This window comes from Enterococcus plantarum (assembly GCF_001730295.1).
Lineage (GTDB): Bacteria > Bacillota > Bacilli > Lactobacillales > Enterococcaceae > Enterococcus_L > Enterococcus_L plantarum.
The window spans coordinates 16,760-41,333 of sequence record NZ_MIKA01000015.1; the positions used below are offsets into that span (position 1 = coordinate 16,760).

Below are 24,574 nucleotides of genomic sequence, written 5' to 3' on the forward strand. Positions count from 1 at the left end.
GGAGATGAACAGAAATGAAAATAATGTTAGCCGAAATAAAAGATAGTAGAGAAATCAATGAGTTGTTTGAATGTGCAAAAAAATATATGAAACAAATGGATGTGCATCAATGGACGAAGCTTTATCCTAATGAAGACATCGTTCAGCAGGATATTTATAATGGATCGTTATATAAGTTAGTTGAGGGGCATAAGCTGACTGCTGTAGCTACTTTAGATAAGTTGGATCAAAAAGCTTATCGTTTAAGACGGATTGCAACAAATCCAAATGATTTATCTAAAGGTTATGCATCAAGTTTACTAAATGATATAATAAATAGAATAAAAGAAAAAAATGGAAAGCATATTTATTCAAGTACAAATCATTCTAATCGTAACATGCATTATTTTTTTAAGAAGCATGGTTTTGAAAAAATTTCAGAGTATACTGAAGCTGAAAGAGAGTATCTGGGTTCTTTCTATGAGTATTTGAAGAAAATATAAGTAAGGAGAGTCCGCGATGAACAAAGTAATAGTTTTAGGAAGTATCAATATGGATATGGTTATGGAAACAGACCGACTACCCAAAGTAGGAGAAACTCTTTTGGGGCAAAGCATCGACTATTATGTCGGCGGAAAAGGAGCGAATCAAGCAGTTGCAGCTGCTCGTGTAGGAGCAAAGGTGTCATTGATTGGGAAAATCGGTGATGATACATTTGGTTCTAAGGTTTATAAACATTTGGAACAAGAAAAAATTGATGTCAGTGGAGTGACATCCGAAAAAAATATTTTTACAGGAGTTGCCTCGATTTTTAAACTAAAGGAAGACAATGCGATTGTTGTATTGCCAGGGGCAAATATGTTGTTACAAGATATTGAGACGTACTTGACTGAAAACATTAAGTCTGATGATATACTATTGACACAATTGGAAATTCCAATCGAAACAGTAAAAAAAGGGCTGTCCTTAGCGAAAGCGAAGGGGGCAGTAACGATTTTAAACCCCGCGCCTTATGATGAAAAAGTTATCGATATGCTACCAGTTGTAGATATCATCACACCAAATGAAACAGAATTTGAAGGCTTACTAGGGTACTCAATTACGGATGAGGGACAATTTGAAAAGGAAATGTTGAACTGGTCAAGAACCCATAAGACGCAACTGATTGTAACTCGTGGGAGAGATGGGATCTCTTACACAACGGAGAATGAAGTTATTACGATTCCAGCTAAAGAAGTAACAGTTGTTGATACGACAGGTGCCGGAGATACATTTAATGGGATTTTAGCAGCATGCTTAGCAAAAGAAATGACGGTTTCAGAGGCCATTCAGCTTGCTGGAAAAGGTGCTACACTTTCTGTGACTAAACTAGGGGCGCAAACAGGGATGCCGACCTTGGAGGATATTGATCTATTTTAAATAAAAAAGTTTGTAGCAACCATCATTTCTTTTGATCATTGCTACAAACTTTTTTGATTATTTAGTGGGTGCTGCCGATTGATTGTCGAATAGTTCTTTTGTTAATCGTTGCGCAGTGGGAGTCACAGCTAAGCCACCTTCTGCTGTTTCTTTAAAAATTTGGGGCATTTGACGACCAACCTGGTACATCGCAGCTACGACTTCATCTGGTGGTATCACACTACGGATGCCTGCTAAAGCCATATCAGCTGAAATAAAGGCTTGTGAAGAGCCTAAAGCATTCCGTTTTACGCAAGGGACCTCGACCAAACCGGCCACAGGATCACAAATCAAGCCCATCATATTTTTTAAAGTAATTGCAATTGCTTGTGCGGCTTGATCAGCTGAACCGCCAGCGGCACACACTAAAGCGGCACTTGCCATAGCACTAGCAGAACCAACCTCCGCCTGACAACCGCCTTCGGCACCGCTGATCGATGAATTATTTGCGATCACGAGTCCAAAAGCTCCGGCAGTAAAAAGAAAGTCTAATTGTTGTTCATGTGTAAGGTGTAATTTTTCTATTGCCGCCATCAAAACACCCGGGACGACACCGGCGCTTCCAGCAGTCGGTGTTGCACAGATCAACCCCATATTTGCATTGACTTCATTGACTGCAACGGCATTTCGAACCGCTGTTAAAATTGTTTCTCCGCTTAAAAAGTTTCCTGTTTGAATATAATCATCAAGTCGAGTTGCATCACCACCAGTAAGGCCTGTTACCGAAGTCACACCGTCGACACCTTCTTGGATCGATTGCTTCATGACAGCAAGATTACGCTCCATCGTTTCAATGATTCGTTCGCGGCTATGTCCGTGATTTTCAATCTCTGTTGCAATCATCAATTCAGCAACGGATGGAAAATCTGTTGCTTGTTGTACTAATTCTTCTATAGATAGAAACATAACGAGTTTGCTCCTTTAATTTAAGTTAATCAAAATAATTTACACTGTAAATGTGAGGGATTTGAACTAATTTCATTGTAATATCACCAATATCAGCATGGTCGATTTCAATGATCATAATGGCTTTTTCACCTTTGGATTCTCGTGTTACAGTCATCGTGCCAATATTGATATCTGTATCAGAGAGTAGATTGGTAACTTTAGCAATCATTCCAGGCACATCTTGATGGACAATAATAAATGTAGGAGTCCCCATTGTTAAAGAAATTTTGAACCCATTCAATTCAGAGATTTGAATGTTACCTCCCCCTATTGAGATTCCAGTAACAGAAAGCTTTCGATCACCTTTAGAAACAAGTAATTTAACTAGATTTGGGTGCTCAGCTTTTTCTTTTAGTGGGACAAATAAAACTTCCATATCTTGTTCATGCGCAATTTTTAAAGAATCAGCAAGACGTTCATCATCTGGTTCCATATCCAATAAGCCACCAACTAAAGCAATATCAGTCCCATGCCCGCGATACGTTTTCGCAAAAGACTCATATAAATATATATCAACAGTATCTGGCTGTTCACCGAAAATACTTCGGACGATTTTACCGATACGGGCAGCACCAGCAGTATGAGAACTACTTGGACCAATCATAACGGGGCCGATGATATCAAAAACACTTTTATAACGTAGATTTTCCATTGTCTGTTCACCTATCCTTTAATTTAAATGTGAATCAGGATTTTTCTAACGAAAGTCTATCATAATTACAAAGAATAAACTAGAACAGCAATAAAAATGCGAGAAAAATTTATCTTTCTCTCATTTCTAAACGAAAATCTATGAAGAAAAAGAATAGAAAGGTATTGAAATTTAATAAGAAGCAGAGTATACTATTTAAGTGTGCATTTTTTGCATGCAGAATTTCTTTGATTCGTCAAAGAATGACGTGGGAGGAGAAATCTTCATCTCCAATTAACCACATCACGGACCCAAGGAGGTATGTCTCGTGGCAAAAAAAGTAGAAAAATTAGTTAAATTGCAAATTCCTGCAGGTAAAGCAACACCAGCTCCGCCAGTAGGTCCAGCATTAGGTCAAGCGGGTATCAACATTATGGGATTCACGAAAGAATTCAACGCTCGCACAGCTGATCAAGCTGGTTTGATTATTCCAGTAGTAATTTCTGTATATGAAGATCGTTCATTTACATTTATTACAAAAACACCACCAGCTGCAGTATTATTGAAAAAAGCTGCAAAAATCGAAAAAGGTTCTGGTGAGCCAAACAAAAATAAAGTAGCGAATGTTACGAAAGATCAAGTAAAAGAAATCGCTGAACTTAAAATGGCAGACCTAAACGCAGCAGACGTTGAAGCGGCTATGCGCATGGTTGAAGGAACTGCAAGAAGCATGGGAATCACTGTAGGATAATTTTTATTCTAAGGAACCCAAAGAAGTAGCTTCTCAGTTTATTTCATATTCAAAGATATGAATTACGTGGGAGGTTCGACCGTTATAACCACAATCAAGGAGGAAACAAAATGGCTAAAAAAAGCAAAAAAATGCAAGATGCATTAAAAAAAGTTGAAGCAACAAAAGTTTACCCAGTAGCAGAAGCAATCGCTTTGGCTAAAGAAACAAATATTGCAAAATTCGACGCAACTGTTGAAGTTGCTTATCGTTTAAATGTAGATCCTAAAAAAGCAGACCAACAAATCCGTGGTGCAGTAGTATTACCAAACGGAACTGGTAAAACACAAAGCGTTTTAGTTTTCGCTAAAGGCGATAAAGCCAAAGAAGCTGAAGCAGCTGGTGCTGATTACGTAGGTGACGCTGATATGGTTCAAAAAATCCAAGGTGGATGGTTTGGATTTGACGTAGTTGTAGCAACTCCAGACATGATGGCTGAAGTTGGTAAATTAGGTCGTGTCTTAGGTCCTAAAGGTCTTATGCCTAACCCTAAAACTGGTACTGTAACAATGGACGTAACAAAAGCTGTTAACGAAGTAAAAGCTGGTAAAGTAACATACCGTGTTGATAAAGCTGGAAACATCCATGTACCAATTGGTAAAGTTTCATTTGATAATGAAAAATTATTAGAAAACTTCAATACAATCAACGATGTATTGTTGAAAGCTAAACCATCAGCTGCAAAAGGTCAATATATCAAAAACATTTCAGTAACAACTACATTTGGACCTGGAATCCATGTTGACCAAGCTTCATTTTAATTAGAAAAGTAGCTCAAATTGCTCATACTAATAGAAAATAAGTAAAAAAATTATTGACTCAACTACCTTTCCCATGGTAAGGTAGTTGAGGTTAATAATTAACTGTACCGAAGACAGTAGGTGACGCAAGTCTTAATTTCCTACCGAGGACAATTGTTGATACATACAATTACGTCCCTCTATGTCAACGGTGGCATGGAGTTTTGTTGTTTTACACGACTTTTGAAAAAAAGACGATGTAAAACAATACTTGGCGAACAAAGTGAGCGAAGTTTCTTTAGAAGCTTTTAACTAACATATGGTAAACCAAACTCCACCATCAATTATCAGGAGGTGAAAATAAATGAGTGAAGCAGCAATCGCTAAAAAAGAAACCCTAGTCGAAGAAGCAACAGCTAAGTTTCAAGAAGCAGCTTCTGTAGTCATCGTTGACTACCGTGGTTTGACTGTAGAAGAAGTGACGAACTTACGTAAACAATTGCGTGATGCAAATGTCGAAATGAAAGTTATCAAAAATTCTATCCTTTCACGTGCAGCTAAAAAAGCTGGACTAGAAGGCTTGGACGAAGTATTTACAGGACCTACAGCAGTCGCTTTCAGTAACGACGATGTAGTAGCACCTGCTAAAATCATCGACGAATTTGCAAGTACTGCCAAAGCATTGGAAATCAAAGGTGGCGTTATTGAAGGTAAAGTATCTTCAGTAGAAGAAATGACATCTTTAGCAAAACTTCCAAGTCGCGATGGACTACTTTCTATGCTATTATCTGTATTACAAGCGCCAGTCAGACAAGTGGCTTACGCCGTCAAAGCAGTGGCAGAAAAAGAAGAAGAAGTTGCATAATTGCAGCCTAGTGACACACTAAATAAAAAATAATGAATTATTAAAACGGAGGAAACCATAATGGCATTGAACATTGAAAACATTGTTGCAGAATTAGAAGGCGCAACTATTTTAGAATTAAACGACTTAGTAAAAGCTATTGAAGAAAAATTTGACGTATCTGCAGCAGCTCCTGTAGCAGCAGCAGCAGGACCAGCAGCAGCTGGCGAAGAACAAACTGAATTCACTGTAGAATTAACTTCTGCAGGCGATCAAAAAGTTAAAGTTATCAAAGCAGTTCGTGAAGCAACTGGTCTTGGCTTGAAAGAAGCTAAAGCAGTAGTTGATGGCGCTCCTGCACCAATCAAAGAAGGCGTTTCTAAAGATGAAGCAGAAGCTTTAAAAGCTGCTTTAGAAGAAGTTGGCGCTTCAATCACAGTAAAATAATCTTTTCAAGATTAGATTTCAAGCTAGAATCCATTTGGATTTTAGCTTTTTTGTTTACCCAAATTGAATTTTTTGATACGATTCAAATAACGAATGATATGAGATGAAAGTGATAAAAAGATGATATAAACCCAATTTAAAATGCATTTCTTTCGCATGAAATTAAATAATCTGTTAGCATTATTAAGTAATAATTATTACATTTATTCTATTTATTTTAAGGAGGTCATATTATGCATTGGTTATGGGTTTTAATCGTAGGTGGCGTTATCGGAGCAATTGCTGGAGCAATCACTAGCAAAGGAAAATCAATGGGCTGGATCTTTAATATTATTGCAGGTCTTGTAGGCTCATCGATCGGTCAATCACTTCTAGGAAGTTGGGGACCTCAAGTTGCCGGTATGGCACTATTTCCTTCAATTATTGGTGCTGTGATTTTAGTTGCAGTTGTATCGTTCTTTGTAGGTAAAAATTAAATGTAGACCATAAGAAAAACTACTATAGAGAAATTTATAGTGGTTTTTCTTATGGTCTAAAATTTTTGACTTCACATACTATTTTATGTAAAAGAATTAAATCAAAAAATGATATGGCCAATCCAATATTTCTGACATAAAATAAGTATTTTTGCTTATCTAATTGTATCAGCATGTATTTTTTGCTAAGATTAGAAAGTTCATCAGCAATCGAAAAGTATAGAATGAAAGAATGATTACATGGTATGAGGAGTTACTTATTCCTTCTAATATTGAAAAAAATTGGCATTTATTTGATTTAGATCAGATGCATTTGATTATGCCACAAATAGTAGAAACAACGATTTTAGAAAAAAAGGAAGAAATTATTGGAAGCACCTATCGACAAGTGTAACGTGAAGGCAAACGTACCGAAACGTATATCGTAACGGACTTAGAACATGAAGACACGCCATCTAAAAAGCACAATAAAACTGGTTTTACTTTAGCAAAAATGATTGCAGTAGAATCGGCAATTACATTGATCAAGATTTCAGAGAATAAAACGAAGTTGATTTATAGTGGACAAAATAAAGGGATTAATTTTTTAGGGAAATTGTTTATGAAATTTAATAGCACTAAAAAGAATCAGCAAGTGGTAGATGATTTTATGCAAAGAGTAAAGGTGGAAGCCTTGAAGGAAAAGGATAAATAATCACTATTTTTATCAGTATTTTATCCATTTAAATGAAAGAAGAGCCTGGTACATAACTAAAAAGGGTATGTTTCAGGCTCTTAGCAACCGAATAAACGGTGGGCGCAGAAGCAACTCCTTCGGAAATAAGCCGAAATTGCTGTAAAACACAACAAGGAACAAGTTGATGTTGCACAGTACCTACTTGGTCACAAAAATTTGAAGAACAATTTTCGTAAATTCCTTCTTATTTCTCGGAGTTAAACACTTCTGCCCCAACCTCTTCTCTATTTGCCTATCTTTTAGTCAATTTCACGACAACTTCACATCGCGCCGTTTGTGGAAACATATCTACAGATTGTAGATACTTCACATCAAAGACTTTAGCCAGATCAACTAAATCTTTTGCCAGCGTTGACACATTACAAGAAATATAGACCATCTTTTTAGGAGGTTGCTTTAAAATGGCTCTCAGCAGTTTTTGATCCAAACCGGTTCTAGGTGGGTCAACGATGATTGCATCGGGTTTAAAACCACTCTGAAGCCATTTGGGAAGTAATTCTTCAGCAGTACCTACTTCGTAATGGGTATTTGTAACCCCTAGACGTTTAGCATTCATTTTAGCATCTTCGATCGCGGCAGGAATAATATCCATTCCTCGAACTTCTTTCGCTTGTTTAGCAATACTTAAACCGATAGTTCCGACACCGCAATAAGCATCCACAACGGTTTCATTCGTCTGTAAGTCGAGTGCTTTCAAGGCTTCACTATATAAAACTTCCGTTTGTTCTGGATTTAGTTGAAAGAAAGCTCGAGGTGATAGATCAAATGTTACTTCATTGATTTGTTCCTCAATACTTTCTTTCCCCCAGACATGGATCGTTTCATCACCCATAACAATCGAAGTCCGTTTATTTTGCACATTTTGCATAATGGAAACAACCTCTGGAAGATGTTGCGTGATTTCTTCAATCAAGGCTTTTTTCTGTGGAAATTTTACGGATTGCGTAATAAAAACAACTTGGACTTCATTTGTTTTGACCCCGACACGAACCATTAAAGTTCGGAAGATACCACTATTTTTACGTTCGTTGTAGATTGGTAATTGATATTTGTTCAGTAACTCTACTAAAGCATTCATTACCTTCGTTGTGGCTGGTTGTTGAACGAGACAATCGGTGATAGGAACTAAGCGATGAGAATCCGCTTGATAAAGGCCAGCCTCAATTTCTCCATCGATTTTCCTTAATTGAAATTGCGCTTTATTACGATAATTCCAAGGATTTTTCATACCGATTGTTTTGGATAGCTGATAATTCTCATAGTTTCTGGGTCTAAACTTATTTAGGGACTGTTTTAATAAATCTTTTTTAAAAAGTAATTGTGCTGGATAAGCTAAATGTTGCAATTGGCAGCCACCGCAGGCTTCATAAACAGGACAAGGCGGTACGACACGTTCAGGTGCTGGTTTTACGATTTTTTTTAATTGTCCTTCAACAAAACGAGGAGCTATTTTTGTAACTTCGACAGAAACATCTTCTTTCGGTAATGCACCTGGAACGAAAACAATTGTTTTTTTGTAGTAGCCAATGCCTTCACCGTTGATACCTAAACGTTTTATTTTTAAAGGAATCGTTTGTCCTTCTTTTAATAGTTGTGTGGTCATAGTTCCATCCTTTTGATCCGTAGATCTCTTAATCAAATATAGCGATAATTATTATTTTAGCACATTTTACCTAGTTTAGCTTCTGTCAAATATATGTTATAGTAGAATATATGTTCTCACTAGAAAGGCGGAGAAAGATGGAAACAATCACAAAAATTACAAAAGACAAAGGTCAATTTTATCTTATCTGGCTATCTTCAGGAGAAAAATTACGTGTATCTGAGGATACGTTAGTCCGACAACGGTTGTTAAAAGGACAAGAATTGTCTGAAGAAATGGTCGAGAAAATAAAAAAAGCAGGATCTTATGATGTAGGCTTACAACTGTCCTTAAATTATTTAAGTTATCAGTTGCGCTCAAAAAAAGAAATTTTAGATTATTTGAAAGACAAAGAAATTTTGACAGAAGATCGAAAAAAAATCGTCATTCGATTAGAAGAAATGAACCTTCTAGATGATAAAATATTTAGTGAAAGTTACGTCCGTACGCTGATGCGCACGAGTGATAGAGGACCCAAAATGATTGAACAACAACTAAAAAGAAAAGGCTTGAATGACGAAGACATTCAACATGGGTTAACTTTTTATACTATGGATGAACAAGTAGAAGTAGCAAAAGCAACAGCTGAAAAGGCAATGAGACGTTATCGGACAAAGAGTTTCAAAGATGCCTTGCAAAAAGTTCAAATGCATTTGATGCAGAAGGGATTTAATCGAGAAGTGATCGATTTGGCTTTGGAAGAACTCTCATTCGAAAAGGATGAAGATCAAGAATTAGATGTAATCAGAAAAGAAGGCGATAAATTATGGGAGAAACACCGTAAATTGGATGCCTATAAACGCCTAATGAAAGTCAAACAAGGGCTTTTCCAAAAACGTTTTGACTCAGATTTAATTCAGCAATATTTTGATGAAAAGGAATTAGAGAATGAAGAATGAAAAAAATTGGGAAACATGGAGTGATGAAGAACTTTATTCATTCCAAGAGGAATTTATTGCTTGGTATGAAAAAGAAAAACGAAATTTACCTTGGCGAGTCAATTTAGATCCATATCGTATTTGGATTTCCGAAATTATGCTGCAACAAACGCGTGTGGATACAGTGATCGAGTATTATTATCGTTTTATGGAGTGGTTTCCCACAATCAAAGATTTAGCCGAAGCACCAGATGATCGTTTATTGAAAGCATGGGAAGGGTTAGGGTATTATTCAAGAGCCAGAAACCTAAAAGTAGCCGCTCAGCAGATCATGACAGACTTTGACGGTCAGATGCCCGAGACGATTGATGAAATCCGTCAGTTAAAAGGAATAGGGCCATACACTGCAGGTGCAATTGGCAGTATTGCCTTTCAAATCCCAGAACCTGCAATCGACGGTAATGTAATGCGAGTGGTCAGTCGTTTGTTTGAAATCAGTGATGACATTGCCAAGCCTAGTAGTCGTAAGGTTTTTGAAGCAGCAATGTACAAAATCATCGATCAACATCGTCCTGGAGACTTTAATCAAGCGATGATGGATCTTGGTTCTTCGATTTGTACACCAACATCTCCTAAATGTGAAGAGTGTCCGATTCAATCATATTGTTTAAGTTATAAGAACAATACAATGACGAATTATCCAGTCAAAACTAAAAAGTTAAAACCTAAAGATATTTACTATATCGGTGGCATCATTGAAAATAAACAGCAGGAATTTTTATTACAGCAACGTAATACCAGAGGGCTGTTAGCAAATATGTGGCTATTTCCGATAGAAGAAGTCAGCAAAGAACGTTTTGAATTTCTGAAAAAAACTGGTGTGAAAGAAGAAAAGCAATTATCACTTGATTTTGAGGAATCACTGTTAGTTGCGGAAGAAAATCCAGAAATTTTTGACCAATACACTCATGTAGTTTGGCAAAAACGAATATTAGGAGAAGTAACACATATTTTCAGCCATTTAAAATGGCATATTTTAGTTTTCTATGGACGAAAAACAGGAGAAACTATTACTGATGAAAATCAAGCTTGGGCAACAAAAGACGAATTTTCAAATTATGTTTTTCCAAAACCACAACAAAAAATGGTAGAACTATATAAAGAAGAATTTGGAACTACAGAATAATTTTTGGTGCGAACCCCAAGTGGACATAAAATCTCTAGGGGATCCGCACCAAAATTTTACTGGTTTTAGCTAGGAAATAGACTTTTTCTCATTTTAATTTAATGTTATACTGTGTTTAGTGATGGAATAGTGGAAATATGTCATGTATTTCAACTATTTTCACGGTCTAGCTCTGTTTAGAGCTAGTGGATTGAAATGAACGTCCCGTTATTTTCTATTGTTAAGTTACCATGTCTAGCTCTGTTTAGAGCTAGTGGATTGAAATAAAAAATACCGATGAAATTTTGAAAGAGTATAATATCGTCTAGCTCTGTTTAGAGCTAGTGGATTGAAATTTCTACATCCTCATAACGCCATTCAGCGATAAAGTCTAGCTCTGTTTAGAGCTAGTGGATTGAAATATCATGTGGCAGCCGCCGTGTTTCAAAGCATACTTGTCTAGCTCTGTTTAGAGCTAGTGGATTGAAATATTCAGGATCTCATCTTGCTTTTCGTCACCTGTTGTGTCTAGCTCTGTTTAGAGCTAGTGGATTGAAATGTTTCCTCATCCTCGGTAAATTCTGTGATGTAGAGGTCTAGCTCTGTTTAGAGCTAGTGGATTGAAATGGCGTACGTAACCATTGGACCCAACGGCTGAAAAGGTCTAGCTCTGTTTAGAGCTAGTGGATTGAAATAAAATGACTTTGACAATCAAAATCGTAGCTTTCCGTCTAGCTCTGTTTAGAGCTAGTGGATTGAAATGTTTAATATTTGATCGGGTGTTTTTTGGTGCATATGTCTAGCTCTGTTTAGAGCTAGTGGATTGAAATCAAGCCTGTTAATATCCCTTTAATGTAATATTCTGTCTAGCTCTGTTTAGAGCTAGTGGATTGAAATCGTTTATAAATGATTGTAAAGTTGACGGTTTAACGTCTAGCTCTGTTTAGAGCTAGTGGATTGAAATACGTTTGCAAATTTTACAACGTAAAAAATCAAGAACGTCTAGCTCTGTTTAGAGCTAGTGGATTGAAATTTTGTCAGATTGCCAATGAACTGTTGCAGAATTGGGTCTAGCTCTGTTTAGAGCTAGTGGATTGAAATGATCGGCAGATCGTCGACATCTTTATAATCACTCGTCTAGCTCTGTTTAGAGCTAGTGGATTGAAATGGCGCTAGTTTAGCGGTTGCTTTAGCTTGGTTGATGTCTAGCTCTGTTTAGAGCTAGTGGATTGAAATGCCAATGTCTAAACCATCAAATATATTTGGTGCGTCTAGCTCTGTTTAGAGCTAGTGGATTGAAATCTATGTTTAGTAAACAAATTTAACAACTATTTTGTCTAGCTCTGTTTAGAGCTAGTGGATTGAAATATAAAATCACCTCCGTTATTTACATCTCAATACTGTCTAGCTCTGTTTAGAGCTAGTGGATTGAAATTTGCAAATCCTCCACGGTAAATGGTCCGTCTGAAGGTCTAGCTCTGTTTAGAGCTAGTGGATTGAAATTGTTGGTAAAAAGCCAAAACTACATTGATTGATGTCTAGCTCTGTTTAGAGCTAGTGGATTGAAATACATGTGTAAATTTACAAAAATACACATGTGAATTGTCTAGCTCTGTTTAGAGCTAGTGGATTGAAATTAGTATTTCTTGGGGAGATGCTGATGATTTTAGGTCTAGCCCTGTTTAGAGCTAGTGGATTGAAATCAAAAAATGGCAGGTTTAAATCCAGATGGCTATTTGTCTAGCTCTGTTTAGAGCTAGTGGATTGAAATCCTTTCCTGTTTTTCTTAATGGCAGGAGTCTTGTTGTCTAGCTCTGTTTAGAGCTAGTGGATTGAAATACCACAATTACTGTGCGGATCAGCGCTTTTCTTGTCTAGCTCTGTTTAGAGCTAGTGGATTGAAATCTTTATTTTTGCTGGTGATCGTATCATTTTCATGTCTAGCTCTGTTTAGAGCTAGTGGATTGAAATCTTTATTTTTGCTGGTGATCGTATCATTTTCATGTCTAGCTCTGTTTAGAGCTAGTGGATTGAAATCTTTATTTTTGCTGGTGATCGTATCATTTTCATGTCTAGCTCTGTTTAGAGCTAGTGGATTGAAATCTTTATTTTTGCTGGTGATCGTATCATTTTCATGTCTAGCTCTGTTTAGAGCTAGTGGATTGAAATTCTTTCGTTACACCAATTATATATCCTATCCATGTCTAGCTCTGTTTAGAGCTAGTGGATTGAAATTAAAGTTATGGTTCAAATGCAATTGGCAGTCGAAAGTCTAGCTCTGTTTAGAGCTAGTGGATTGAAATATCTGGGGAACTCGTGGCCAAACGTTAGGAGCTGGTCTAGCTCTGTTTAGAGCTAGTGGATTGAAATTTGGTATAACCTCATATCTGGGTACACCGGCTGCACGTCTAGCTCTGTATAGAGCTAGTGGATTGAAATAAACGTTACTCGATCAAATGAAGTTCCGTATCAGAAGGTCTAGCTCTGTTTAGAGCTAGACCTTCTTAAAATCTATTCCAATGTCAGCCTCCAAAAACTAAAATCGAAGGGTTTATTTTAAAAGATATTTCTCATTACTGTAAGAAACCAAACTACTTAGTATGCAAAGTTGAAAATTATGATATAATTATGTTGATATCGGTGTAATGAACACCCAAACGAGAAATTAGCAGCTTTTAGAAGCGATTTTTCGTACTAGGGAAAGTTGGGGGACTATGGCAATTCCAAAAGAAGGTGAATTTGTAACGATCCAAAGTTACAAACACGATGGGCATTTGCATCGAACATGGCGAGATACTATGGTATTAAAAACGAGCGAGTATTCTTTAATCGGTGTCAACGATCATACATTGGTAACAGAGTCTGACGGGCGTCGTTGGGTTACTCGTGAACCAGCTATAGTTTATTTCCATAAAAAATACTGGTTCAACATAATAGCGATGATTAGAGAAAAGGGGGTTTCTTATTACTGCAATCTGGCGTCACCGTATCTTTTAGATGATGAAGCATTGAAGTACATTGATTATGATCTGGATATCAAAGTTTTTCCTGATGGTGAAAAACGTTTATTGGATGTGGACGAATACGAATTTCACAGTAAAATTATGGATTATCCAGAAGATATCGATTTTATTCTAAAAGAAAATGTTAAGACGTTAGTCGATTGGATTAATAATGGAAAAGGTCCATTCTCTGAAGCTTATGTAGATATCTGGTATCAACGTTACCAAGAGTTAACAAAAAAATAGCCATTGTAAGATGTGAAGTCAAAAAAGAGCTTGGGACGTAAGTCCTAAATAAAACCAGATGTTAGTCAAATTGATTATCATCTGGTTTTTTCTTGTACACAAATAGAATCTCTAGTTAAAATAAAAGGAATTACAAAAATAAACAAGCATGTTTTTTTAGTTAAAATTATATGATGAACCACGTTTTTCTTCTTTAAAACGTTAGCTATCAGTTCGAAAAAAGTTGTGCGATCGTTCTAAATGAGCTTATTCAGATTTTTCCAGAATAGTGTTCTTTTAATTTTCACTATCAAGATATCCCTTTTTTCAAAAAAATGATAATAAAGACGATTTTATCTGTGTATATGCAACCTAATGTTTCAATTAAAGAGCACTTCTTGGTAGATTCAAGTAAAAATGAATTTAGCAGGTTTTTTTTTGAAATCAATTAAAAATTCAGGATGGGAAATCTGTTTAATAAGCTGTAGTGATCATTTGATAAACTGTTTTAAAAAGGATAGTAAGTTCTGAAAAAATCAACTTGAAGAGATGCGTATAAGGACATTCTCAGTCGCTTTCTTAACAAGCTAGAGTTTGCTTTAATTAAGTATTTCCTATCTTTTGTTCGTAAAATATCTATTTTCAATTACATAAGTCTTATAATTCCAGAAAATTTTCTTCTTAATTTAACAGGCAAATCTTCTATAAAATACGGCTCCAATGTGTAATCCTTGGAATGAAAAATGTGAAGTAATATCTCAAATTAATATTATAAATATATTTAGTTAATTTAAAAAAACATTAAGTTTGTTTACTCTAAAGTATTGAGAATTTTAATAACAATTGTTGTCAAGTATCATTTTAGACTGTTGTTATAAAAAACTAAATGAGTAAATTAACTTTTCTACAATTATTCTAGCGAAAAACTATAGTAGGAAAGAGGAGGATTCACAAAATGAGTAAAAAAAAATATGTACTTTCTACAATAAGCTTACTATCAATCTTATTATCCGTTACGTGTTATTTCTTTAATACATCAGCAATTTTTGCTAAGAGTGAATACAATGGAGACAAGTATGTGATAAATACGCAAATCACCGATAGTTCAAGTACCATTATCGGAAACAATGGTACTATGGAAATAAATGAAATTTATAACTTAGATTATGAGTGGCGTATTCCGGATAATACGTATAAAAATGGAGATATTTTAGAATTTTCTATTCCAAAAGAATTTAAAATTGTACAAAATTTTAAATTTAATTTGTATAAGGATGGAAATGAAGTGGCTCGCGTCACTATTTTAGGGAACGAAGATGCTGGATATTATATCAAGATGCAGTTTACTACGAATTATGTTGAAACGCATTCAGAAGTTTCTGGAACATTTAATTTGAGTTATGTATTAAATGAGAAATACATCCAAACAGATGGAGATAATACAATTGTTTTACCGGATAAAGAAATAGTGGTCCATGTACCTAAACCTGATGAAGGAACTCCTGGTGGGGGCTCTGGTGTAGGCGCGGGAGATACAAACTGGAATAAAAAAGAAGGGGATGCTATTTTAGCGAATTTGCCAGAAAGTCCGAATGAGACGAGTACAGTGTTCAATTGGAATATTGGTTTGGGGAGAAATACGCTATTAGGCAAAGCAAGCTCTTTTGATGAAATTAAACATATTTATATTGAAGATACACCCTACGATCAAAAAATGGTTTCTTTCGGAGACATTTCACCAGGGTGGGCTGGTTCGTATGCTTTTGAAGGAGGATTTTTTACCTCCCTACCGTGGGAATATGGTGGTGTAAGTCAAGAAAAAATGGGATTGATGCGTGATCCACTGAATACATATTATTCTGGATTTAAAACAGATATTTTACCAACTGTTCAAAAATATGAAAAACTTGCACAAGACAATAATTCTGAATTTAAACAATATAAATTGGAATATTATACGACACCATTGAACGAAGTTTTGGAAGACACAGAATTTACAAATGATGCGACTATTACCATAGTATATAATGATAATTCTGAAAAAGTTTGGAAATTATCTGAGTCTCAAATGTACAACGTGGCTGAGGGGACCATTACCGGGAAAACAGCAGGAGTTGAATTTCAAAAAGTTGATGGAACCACTAATCAGGGATTGGGCTCAGCAGTTTTTGATTTGTATAAAAAAAATATCACTGGGAATTATACTAAGGTAAAAAGTAACATCACTTCTGGTACAGATGGTAAAGTCAAAGTAGACAATTTAACAACTGGTGATTATTATTTTAGTGAAATACAGGCTCCATCAGGATATGAACAATCAAAAGATAACTTATATTTTACCATTGAATCAAAGGATTTAATGGAACCAAACCAATCCATTACTTACAAAAATGTTGGAACATTTAAAAACGAACCAGAAATGACAAAAACAGCTATTTCGGTAAACAAAGTCTGGGACGACCAAAATAATCAGGATGGTAAAAGACCACAAAGTATCACTGTTCAATTGTATGGTAATAATATAGCTGTTGGTGATCCTGTTATATTAAATGACTCTAATCAGTGGAAGTATGAATGGGTTGACTTGGATGAAAAAGCTAATGGACAATTAGTTTCTTATACGGTTAAAGAAATATCTAATGTTTCAGGATACCAAACAACTACAAAGGTAGATAAAGAGGGTACAATCGTTATAACGAATACACATACACCTGAGACGACAAAGGTTTCAGGCACAAAAACGTGGGATGACAAAAATAATCAAGATGGCAAACGACCGGAAAAAATAATCGTAAATCTATTAGCGGATGGCATAGAAATTGATCAAAAAACAGTAACTGCAGATAATAAATGGAACTACGAATTTACAAACTTACCAAAATATAAAGAGGGACAATTGATTCACTATACAGTGACAGAAGACCATGTGCCAGATTATTCCACAGAGATCAATGGGACTTCGATAAAAAATAGTTATACTCCAGGACAAACTAGTGTAACAGTAACAAAAGCATGGGATGATGCAAATAACCAAGATGGCAAACGGCCGAATGGTATCATGGTTCAACTTTATGCTGATGGAAAAGCACTCGGAGCTCCTGTTCAATTGAATACTGCAAATCAATGGCAACATACTTGGGCAGAGCTAGATGAAAAAGCAAATGGAAAAGAAATCATTTATTCTGTGAAAGAATTAGATGTGATTGATGGCTATGATATGGCGGTGGATACAAGCGACATAGGAAATATCATCATAAAAAATACGCACGTACCAGAAAAAATAGTGATCACCGGAACAAAGACCTGGGAGGATAAAAATAATCAAGATGGCATTCGTCCTAAGGAAGTAACGGTAAATTTACTGGCTGATGGAGAAAAGGTAGCCGAAAAAGTGGTGACAGAAGCGGACAATTGGGAATATGCTTTTTCAGACCTCCCTAAATATAAAGAGGGGAAAGAAATACAGTATACTGTGACAGAGAATCATGTACCAGAATATTCTGTAGAAATCGACGGCACCAATTTGATCAATCATTATACACCGGGCCAAACTAGTGTAACTGTGACGAAAGCGTGGAATGATGCTGACAATCAAGATGGCAAACGACCAGAAAATATTATGGTTCAATTGTATGCCAATGAGAAGAAACAGGGAGAGCCTGTTAGCTTGAGCGACAAAAATTTATGGCATCACACATGGACAGAATTAGATGAAAAAGCCAATGGACAAGATATTATTTATTCTGTAAAAGAAACTTCAATAGATGAAGAATATGGAATAACAATCAACAGTGAAGATCTTGGCAATGTCATCATTACAAACTCTCACGTACCCGAAACAATTGAGCTGACAGGCACAAAAACATGGGAAGATAAGGACAACCAAGACGGTAAACGTCCAGAGTCCATTACAGTTCTCTTATTGGCAAATGGGGTGCCAGTAAATGAGCAAGACGTAACCGCGGCAAACAATTGGCAATACACGTTTACGAACTTACCTAAGTATAATAATGGAAAAGAAATTATTTATACGGTAATGGAAAATCAAGTGCCTGAGTATTCAACTGAAATTGTCGGCATCGATTTAATAAACCGTTATACTCCTGGGAAAACAAGTGTAACAGTAAATAAAGCTTGGGACGATGCTGATGATCAGGCGAAAAAAAGACCGGAAAAAATTAGCGTTCAGCTATATGCAAACGGAGAAAAACACGGAGAAATTGTAACACTTTCTTCCGCAAATAACTGGCAGTATTCTTGGACGGAATTAGATGAAAAAGTAGCAGGAAAAGAAATTGACTACACAATCAAAGAAGTGGATATTCCAGAAGGGTATACAGCGACAATGAATGATGTGACCAAGCATGGAATCCTTTTGACTAATACGTATCAATCTGATCCTCCTACCCCAGATTCGCCAGAGAAAGAAATACCAACTAAACCGACGAAGAAGATTGGCACAATAATACCTTCATTAGGAGAAGTCACGACGATAGGGTCAATACTTTTTGGAATTGTAGTGCTGATGTTGGCTAGTGGGTTATATTTACGGAACAAACGCCACTAAAATGAGATAGTCTAATTACTCAATTGACGTGGGGCATACGTACTAAAAGAAAATCCAGATACCAGTCAATTCGATTGGCATCTGGATTTTCTTATATTTAAAAGGTATACAAAAATCTAAGTCATTTCTTATATAGGTATTAATTTCAGTTAGAAAAATATTGAGTTTACCCTTGGTCAATGAATTGAAAGTATACCTGAAGGATGTACCGACCCCAAGATTTTTCATAATTATAAAGATTTAGTCATTTGATAATGCTCGATATTCGCATCTAGGAACATGTCCCCTTCTTTGACATAACCCATACGTTCGTAAAAACCAAGTGCAGTTATTTGAGCACCTAAAGTTATAGTATTATATCCTTGTTCTTTAGAGAACTGCTCAGCATTTTTTACGATCAACCGTCCGTAATCTTTCCCTCTGTAGCCTTTTTTGACAGCCATTCGTTGTAATTTTATAAGATTCTGTTCAAGGGGTAATAAACGGCAAGTTGCAATTGCTTCATTATCATCATCATATAAAACAAAATGAATACAAACTGCTTCATATTTATCGAGTTCAATCTCACCAGGAACGCCTTGCTCCAACATAAAAACGTGACGGCGAATTTTCACTGCATCTAAATAGATAGCACTCATAGTATCTCTAGTGTGGACGATTTTCATATAGCACCTCAATTATAATTATTTTATTTATTATACATCAAATAAGCAGACAGTAGAACATTACTAAAAATGAAAGGTTATTTTTTTAATGGCATAAGCAGTTTGCAATATAAATAAAAAATTCGAAAGGTCATGTTTACAAGGATTACAGATGAAATCGTATAAAAAATCAAAGACGTAATCGGTAAAGGGAACTTAGGAAAAGCCAAAAATTATTTTGAAGAGCATAAAAATAATCTTCTGTAAATTTGATTCAATACTTTAAATAAAAATAGGTACAAAGAAGTATTGCTATGTTATTTAGGAAAGGTTATGCTAAAATCTATTAAGGAGCAATTATTATTTCATGAATAAAACAAAAAAGCACAATTTTTAATGTTAAGGGAGGATCTTCTTTGTTTGAAAAATTAAGACAGTCAAAATTATTTTTTTGGTCAGCAGAATTACTAGTAATTGCAACGTTGATTTTTGTCTCGAGTAAAATCAATTTTGTATTTGCACCAATCGGTACATTTTTCTCAACCTTATTTGCACCAGTATTAGTAGCAGGATTTTTGTATTATATCTTAAATCCAATTGTCAATTTACTAATGAAAACGAAAATGAAAAGAATTTTTGCAGTTCTTCTTGTTTTATTGATATTAGTAGTAGCTATTGTGTTGATACTAGTCAGTGTGATTCCTAAGTTAGCATCTCAGCTTGCTAGTTTAGCTTCAAGTATGCCGACTGTTTTCAGTAATGTAGAGGCTTGGGTCTACCGAATGGCTGAGCTACCATTATTTAAAGAGGTTGATTTAACAAGTTATATAGAGAAATTGGATATATCATATGGAACGATTATTCAACAGTTTTTAAGCGGCTTATCAAATAGCTTAGGTTCAGTTGTGTCCACAGTGGCTTCGACGACGATCGTTATTTTCACAGCACCATTTATTTTATTTTATATGTTAAAAGATGGGGACCGATTAGGACCATCGATCGAGCGTTTTTTACCTGAAAAACGCCAAGAAAGCATCGCTGATTTGTTAAACAAAATCAACAAAACATTGGCAAATTATATTAGCGGGCAAGCGATCGAATGTTTATTCGTCGGTACTTTTACTGCGATTGGTTATTCTTTGATTGGCGTTCGTTATGCTTTTTTATTCGGTGTAATTGCAGGGTTCACCAATCTGATCCCGTATCTTGGTCCTTATCTAGGACTGGCGCCAGCTGTTTTTGTAACTGTTTTTGATGAACCGATCAAAGCCGTATTTTGTTGTGTTGTTGTTTTAATTGTCCAACAAATCGATGGGAATATCATTTATCCGAATGTAATTGGAAAATCTTTACAAATCCATCCATTAACGATCATCATTGTTTTACTAGTTGCCGGAAACATCGCGGGACTATTGGGCATTTTCTTAGGCGTTCCATTTTATGCGATTGTAAAAACCGTAGTGATTCATGTAATGGGAATGATTCGAGAAAGCAAAAGTGAAAAAATTGTATTGTCTGGTGAAGGAAATGAGATAACAATGAAAGAAAAATGACATCGATTATTGAAATTAATCGATGTTTGTGATACGATTTTAGCGTGACTACTTATAGTGGTCACGTTTTTTATCAAATGGATTAGTAAACAGTTTATTACTAAATGAAATTGGAAAACGAAATACAACGTTTTTCGAATAATTTTAAGAGGAGAGAGTGCACATTATGAATGCTGACCCCGAGAGTCAGTCGCTTATCGCGCAAATTTTATTATTGATCGTTTTAACATTGATCAATGCGTTTCTTGCTGCAGCGGAGATAGCAGTAGTTTCAGTCAACAAGAATCGTATCGAACAAAAAGCAGAAGAAGGAGACGCGAAAGCGAAGAAGTTATTAAAGATTCTACAAGATCCTACGAGCTTTTTATCAACGATTCAAGTCGGTATCACGTTAGTTAATATCTTGTCTGGAGCATCCTTAGCTGATACTTTATCAGCAAGATTGGCACCTGTTCTTGGTGGCGGAGCTGCTGCAAAAAGTATAGCAAATATTATTATTTTAGCTATGTTGACCTATGTTTCCATTGTTTTTGGTGAATTATATCCAAAACGAATCGCCATGAACAAGTCAGAAGAAGTAGCGCAAGCAACTTCTGGATTCGTGCGAGTATTAGGCGTAATTGCTCGACCATTTGTGTGGTTGTTATCTGCTTCAACAGACTTACTTTCAAAAATTACACCAATGACATTTGATGATGCTGATTCAAAAATGACACGTGACGAAATGCGTTATATGTTGGAATCAGAAGGTGTTTTAGATAATGATGAATTAGAAATGCTTCAAGGTGTCTTTTCTTTAGATACGAAAGTTGCTCGTGAAGTTATGGTTCCACGAACCGATGCTTTTATGATCAATATTGAAGACGATATTCAAGAGAATATTAATGCTATTTTATCCGAAAACTATTCAAGAATCCCAGTTTATAACGAAGACAAAGATAAAATTATCGGTGTTCTTCATACTAAAAACTTATTAAAAGCAGCCCATAAATTAGGCTTTGACAAAATTGAATTAAAAAATATTATCCAAGAACCATTATTTGTCCCAGAAACGATTTTTATTGATGATTTATTATATGAACTAAAACGAACTCAAAATCAGATGGCGATCCTATTGGATGAATATGGTGGTGTCGTTGGTTTGGCTACATTAGAAGATTTATTAGAAGAAATTGTTGGAGAAATCGATGATGAGACGGATGAAGTAGAGAACTTGTATGATAAGCTCAGTGAGCATGAGTATTTAGTTCAAGGTAGAATGCTGATTGATGAATTCAACGAAGCATTTGGCACAGATTTGCATATGAGTGATGTCGATACAATGGCAGGTTATCTGATAACCGCTTTAGGTACGATTCCTGATGAAGGGGAAAAATTGTCATTTGATGTTGGCAACATTACACTGACTTCTGAAGAAATGGAAGGAACGAGAGTTTTAGCATTAAAAGTTGTTTTCCATGACGAAGAAATCGTTGATGAAGAACCTGAAGAATACCGTCGTTTTTTCCGTAAAGAAATGGAAGATGACGAGCCAAGGAGATAAACCAAAAGAAGGAACAGAAGTAGTGAAAGCTGCTCATGTTCCTTCTTTTATTTAACTACTGTAAACTGTTATGTAGGAAAAATTAACGTAAGAGAACGTTTCAATGATTTTATGAACGGATAAATAATCAAAAGCGAATATTAAGGCCTTATTACATCTAGTTAGGAGTGAGACTTAAATTCGTTGCGTGTTTATTTAGTCTCTGCGATTTTTTTAGAAACTTAGTTAAAGACTTTGAAAACTAGGGTAATTCCATGATATACTACATTAGTTGAAGAATAAAGAGCAGGGAGAATTTTCCAATGTAAATAGCTTTTAAATAAACCAAGATAAATAAATGAAGTCTTTTCAAGAAAAAATGATAGATTGGAGCAACGAATGAATAATCCGCATTTAAAAGAACAAGTAGATAGCCGCCGCACGTTTGCCATTATTTCCCATCCGGATGCTGGTAAAACAACGATTACAGAACAGCTTTTACTATTTGGAGGCGCAATCCGCCAAGCTGGAACTGTAAAAGGAAAGAAAACAGGAAATTTTGCAAAATCTGACTGGATGGAAATCGAAAAACAAAGAGGAATTTCTGTAACCAGTTCAGTGATGCAATTTGACTATGATGGGAAACGCGTAAATATCTTGGACACACCTGGACACGAGGATTTTTCAGAAGACACGTACCGTACTTTGATGGCTGTGGATAGCGCTGTTATGGTAATCGATAGTGCCAAAGGGATCGAAGCCCAAACCAAGAAATTATTTCAAGTTGTAAAAAAACGTGGGATTCCAATTTTTACGTTTATCAATAAATTAGATAGAGATGGTCGAGAACCGTTAGAGTTACTTGAAGAATTAGAAGAGTTGCTAGATATTGAATCATATCCAATGAATTGGCCGATTGGTATGGGAAAAGGGTTGGAAGGATTATATGACATCTACAATAAGCGTGTAGAAGTTTACCGTCCCGAAACCAATAATGGCGAACGTTTCATTCCATTAGTGGATGGTGACATTCCAAGTGATTTGCCATTGCATAAGGATAGTGTTTACCAACAAGTTTTAGAAGAAGTTGAATTGTTAGTTGAAGCAGGTGACGAGTTTGATACGGAGAAAATTGCTCGCGGTGACCAAACACCAGTCTTCTTTGGTTCAGCCTTAACCAACTTTGGGGTCCAAACAATGTTGGAAACTTTCTTGCAATTTGCACCATCACCATATGGACATAAGACAGAAGACGGACAAGAAGTCAGTCCTTATGAAGAAGAATTTTCAGGCTTTGTGTTTAAAATCCAAGCAAATATGAATCCAGCTCATCGAGATCGTATTGCTTTTGTTCGTATCTGTTCAGGAACCTTTGAACGTGGAATGGACGTTACACTTGGTAGAACCGGTAAAAAAATCAAGTTAAGTAATGTGACACAATTTATGGCTGATGCTAGAGAAAATGTCGAAGAAGCCGTAGCTGGGGATATTATCGGGATCTATGATACAGGGAATTATCAAATCGGAGACACGTTATTTGAAGGGAAATTAAAAGTTCAGTACGAAGAATTACCCTCATTTACACCAGAGTTGTTTATGAAAGTCAGTGCCAAAAATGTGATGAAACAAAAATCATTCCATAAAGGCATTTATCAGTTGGTTCAAGAAGGTGCGATCCAGTTATATAAAACGTATTTAACGGAAGAGTATATCATTGGGGCCGTTGGGCAATTGCAATTTGAAGTATTCCAACACCGTATGCTGAATGAATACAATGCAGAAGTTATTATGACACCAATGGGTTCAAAAATCGCACGTTGGATTGATCCAGCTGATTTGGATGAACGTATGAGTTCAAGTCGTAATATTTTGGCAAGAGATCGCTTTGATCAGCCATTATTCTTATTTGAAAATCAATTTGCGATGCGTTGGTTTGCAGATAAGTATCCTGATGTTGAATTGAAGAGTTTGATGTAGGGTGACCAATAGGAAACGACAATGGTTTTGAGTTGTTGCTAAAACTATTGATTATTAAATGAAGTTATAAAAAAAGTGGCTCTTTGTCAACTAATGTTGGTGAAGAAATCCAAAGAATTAAACCACTAATGAAGCCTAGAGGGAAATTCCTCTAGGTTTTTTTATTTGATTGAAAAAGAACAGTGCCAAAGCATAAAGTAATTCTCAATTTAAAATTATAGAAGTTACGGAAGCCATAGGCGTTTCTCTTTAGTACTTTTATATGGTTATTCAAGCATTCTAATGGTCCGTTGGAATAAGGCAAATTCAACGCATTTTTAATGCCCGTTTGAACTTTTTTAAAGGTAGTA

21 protein-coding genes, 3 pseudogenes, 1 CRISPR repeat array and 1 other annotated feature are annotated in these 24,574 nt (G+C 35.7%); of the genes and pseudogenes, 18 read left to right on the forward strand and 6 right to left on the reverse strand.

What is annotated here, in order from left to right; translation table 11 throughout:
* The first annotated feature begins 14 nt into the window (after nucleotides 1–14).
* Together BCR22_RS07505 and rbsK are read left to right on the forward strand one after the other, a co-directional pair.
* Nucleotides 15–482, forward strand: a complete 468-nt coding sequence (locus tag BCR22_RS07505; RefSeq protein WP_069654327.1) for a GNAT family N-acetyltransferase — start codon at nucleotides 15–17, stop codon at nucleotides 480–482.
* Between the two features lie 16 nt (nucleotides 483–498).
* Nucleotides 499–1,398, forward strand: a complete 900-nt coding sequence (rbsK, locus tag BCR22_RS07510; RefSeq protein ID WP_083241777.1) for a ribokinase — start codon at nucleotides 499–501, stop codon at nucleotides 1,396–1,398.
* A gap of 57 nt (nucleotides 1,399–1,455) precedes the next feature.
* Here the strand turns inward: rbsK and sdaAA are convergent, their stop codons facing one another.
* Both sdaAA and sdaAB read right to left on the reverse strand, forming a co-directional pair.
* The gene (gene sdaAA, locus BCR22_RS07515) at nucleotides 1,456–2,343 is read right to left on the reverse strand and encodes an L-serine ammonia-lyase, iron-sulfur-dependent, subunit alpha (protein WP_069654328.1); all 888 of its coding nucleotides are present in this window, start codon (nucleotides 2,341–2,343) and stop codon (nucleotides 1,456–1,458) included.
* A 25-nt stretch (nucleotides 2,344–2,368) separates the two neighbouring features.
* Complete coding sequence (sdaAB, locus tag BCR22_RS07520; protein WP_069654329.1) at nucleotides 2,369–3,037, reverse strand: L-serine ammonia-lyase, iron-sulfur-dependent subunit beta; 669 nt, start codon at nucleotides 3,035–3,037, stop codon at nucleotides 2,369–2,371.
* Between the two features lie 307 nt (nucleotides 3,038–3,344).
* On the opposite strand from sdaAB, the gene rplK reads away from it, so the two are divergent.
* The 7 genes from rplK to BCR22_RS14995 all read left to right on the forward strand — a co-directional run bounded on the left by rplK (nucleotide 3,345) and on the right by BCR22_RS14995 (nucleotide 7,007).
* Complete coding sequence (gene rplK / locus BCR22_RS07525) at nucleotides 3,345–3,767, forward strand: 50S ribosomal protein L11 (protein WP_025872839.1); 423 nt, start codon at nucleotides 3,345–3,347, stop codon at nucleotides 3,765–3,767.
* A gap of 110 nt (nucleotides 3,768–3,877) precedes the next feature.
* Entirely contained in the window at nucleotides 3,878–4,567 is a 690-nt protein-coding gene (rplA, locus tag BCR22_RS07530; protein ID WP_069654330.1) for a 50S ribosomal protein L1, read from the forward strand.
* Nucleotides 4,568–4,656: 89 nt separating this feature from the next.
* Nucleotides 4,657–4,784 (forward strand) — a sequence feature (ribosomal protein L10 leader region).
* A 126-nt stretch (nucleotides 4,785–4,910) separates the two neighbouring features.
* A complete protein-coding gene (gene rplJ / locus BCR22_RS07535) occupies nucleotides 4,911–5,411 on the forward strand; it encodes a 50S ribosomal protein L10 (protein WP_069654331.1) in 501 nt (166 codons plus the stop codon).
* A gap of 60 nt (nucleotides 5,412–5,471) precedes the next feature.
* Nucleotides 5,472–5,837, forward strand: a complete 366-nt coding sequence (rplL, locus tag BCR22_RS07540) for a 50S ribosomal protein L7/L12 (protein WP_010760579.1) — start codon at nucleotides 5,472–5,474, stop codon at nucleotides 5,835–5,837.
* Nucleotides 5,838–6,070: 233 nt separating this feature from the next.
* Entirely contained in the window at nucleotides 6,071–6,313 is a 243-nt protein-coding gene (locus tag BCR22_RS07545) for a GlsB/YeaQ/YmgE family stress response membrane protein (protein WP_010765775.1), read from the forward strand.
* Between the two features lie 232 nt (nucleotides 6,314–6,545).
* Nucleotides 6,546–6,707, forward strand: a complete 162-nt coding sequence (locus BCR22_RS15405; protein WP_167351515.1) for a hypothetical protein — start codon at nucleotides 6,546–6,548, stop codon at nucleotides 6,705–6,707.
* A gap of 99 nt (nucleotides 6,708–6,806) precedes the next feature.
* Nucleotides 6,807–7,007: a hypothetical protein gene (locus BCR22_RS14995; RefSeq protein WP_083241778.1), complete on the forward strand. Its 201-nt coding sequence runs from the start codon at nucleotides 6,807–6,809 to the stop codon at nucleotides 7,005–7,007.
* A 72-nt stretch (nucleotides 7,008–7,079) separates the two neighbouring features.
* Here the strand turns inward: BCR22_RS14995 and BCR22_RS15940 are convergent.
* Both BCR22_RS15940 and rlmD read right to left on the reverse strand, forming a co-directional pair.
* Nucleotides 7,080–7,277 (reverse strand): annotated as a pseudogene (locus BCR22_RS15940) (hypothetical protein).
* A gap of 4 nt (nucleotides 7,278–7,281) precedes the next feature.
* Entirely contained in the window at nucleotides 7,282–8,652 is a 1,371-nt protein-coding gene (gene rlmD / locus BCR22_RS07555; protein ID WP_069654332.1) for a 23S rRNA (uracil(1939)-C(5))-methyltransferase RlmD, read from the reverse strand.
* A 137-nt stretch (nucleotides 8,653–8,789) separates the two neighbouring features.
* Here rlmD and recX point away from each other — a divergent pair, with 137 nt between their 5' ends.
* From recX to BCR22_RS16095, 6 genes and pseudogenes are all read left to right on the forward strand, one after another.
* Nucleotides 8,790–9,590: a recombination regulator RecX gene (gene recX, locus BCR22_RS07560; RefSeq protein WP_069654333.1), complete on the forward strand. Its 801-nt coding sequence runs from the start codon at nucleotides 8,790–8,792 to the stop codon at nucleotides 9,588–9,590.
* Nucleotides 9,580–10,755, forward strand: a complete 1,176-nt coding sequence (mutY, locus tag BCR22_RS07565) for an A/G-specific adenine glycosylase (RefSeq protein WP_069654334.1) — start codon at nucleotides 9,580–9,582, stop codon at nucleotides 10,753–10,755. Before recX ends, mutY begins: the two co-directional genes overlap by 11 nt.
* Before the next feature lie 164 nt (nucleotides 10,756–10,919).
* A CRISPR array of direct repeats spans nucleotides 10,920–13,173; the repeat unit is 33 nt; unit sequence GTCTAGCTCTGTTTAGAGCTAGTGGATTGAAAT.
* Nucleotides 13,174–13,448: 275 nt separating this feature from the next.
* Nucleotides 13,449–13,982 carry a biofilm phosphatase Bph gene (bph, locus tag BCR22_RS07570; protein WP_069654335.1) on the forward strand — a complete coding sequence of 178 codons (534 nt, stop codon included), beginning with the start codon at nucleotides 13,449–13,451 and terminating at the stop codon, nucleotides 13,980–13,982.
* A 1,114-nt stretch (nucleotides 13,983–15,096) separates the two neighbouring features.
* Nucleotides 15,097–16,305, forward strand: a pseudogene (locus BCR22_RS16085) (SpaA isopeptide-forming pilin-related protein); the annotation flags it as partial.
* 93 nt (nucleotides 16,306–16,398) lie between these two features.
* Nucleotides 16,399–16,653, forward strand: a pseudogene (locus tag BCR22_RS16090) (Cna B-type domain-containing protein); the annotation flags it as partial.
* On the forward strand, nucleotides 16,654–18,528 hold the full coding sequence (locus BCR22_RS16095) for a Cna B-type domain-containing protein (protein ID WP_476729619.1): 1,875 nt from the start codon (nucleotides 16,654–16,656) through the stop codon (nucleotides 18,526–18,528). It begins immediately after the preceding pseudogene.
* A gap of 230 nt (nucleotides 18,529–18,758) precedes the next feature.
* Here the strand turns inward: BCR22_RS16095 and BCR22_RS07580 are convergent, their stop codons facing one another.
* Nucleotides 18,759–19,193: a GNAT family N-acetyltransferase gene (locus BCR22_RS07580; RefSeq protein WP_069654337.1), complete on the reverse strand. Its 435-nt coding sequence runs from the start codon at nucleotides 19,191–19,193 to the stop codon at nucleotides 18,759–18,761.
* A 395-nt stretch (nucleotides 19,194–19,588) separates the two neighbouring features.
* Here BCR22_RS07580 and BCR22_RS07585 point away from each other — a divergent pair, with 395 nt between their 5' ends.
* The 3 genes from BCR22_RS07585 (at nucleotide 19,589) to BCR22_RS07595 (ending at nucleotide 24,224) form a co-directional block, all read left to right on the forward strand.
* Nucleotides 19,589–20,725, forward strand: a complete 1,137-nt coding sequence (locus BCR22_RS07585; protein WP_069654338.1) for an AI-2E family transporter — start codon at nucleotides 19,589–19,591, stop codon at nucleotides 20,723–20,725.
* Nucleotides 20,726–20,891: 166 nt separating this feature from the next.
* The gene (locus tag BCR22_RS07590) at nucleotides 20,892–22,268 is read left to right on the forward strand and encodes a hemolysin family protein (protein ID WP_069641009.1); all 1,377 of its coding nucleotides are present in this window, start codon (nucleotides 20,892–20,894) and stop codon (nucleotides 22,266–22,268) included.
* Nucleotides 22,269–22,646: 378 nt separating this feature from the next.
* The gene (locus tag BCR22_RS07595; RefSeq protein ID WP_069654339.1) at nucleotides 22,647–24,224 is read left to right on the forward strand and encodes a peptide chain release factor 3; all 1,578 of its coding nucleotides are present in this window, start codon (nucleotides 22,647–22,649) and stop codon (nucleotides 24,222–24,224) included.
* A 151-nt stretch (nucleotides 24,225–24,375) separates the two neighbouring features.
* Here BCR22_RS07595 and BCR22_RS15005 read toward each other — a convergent pair.
* Nucleotides 24,376–24,574 (reverse strand): transposase (locus BCR22_RS15005; protein ID WP_141706552.1); only part of this gene is annotated, 199 nt, incomplete at its 5' end.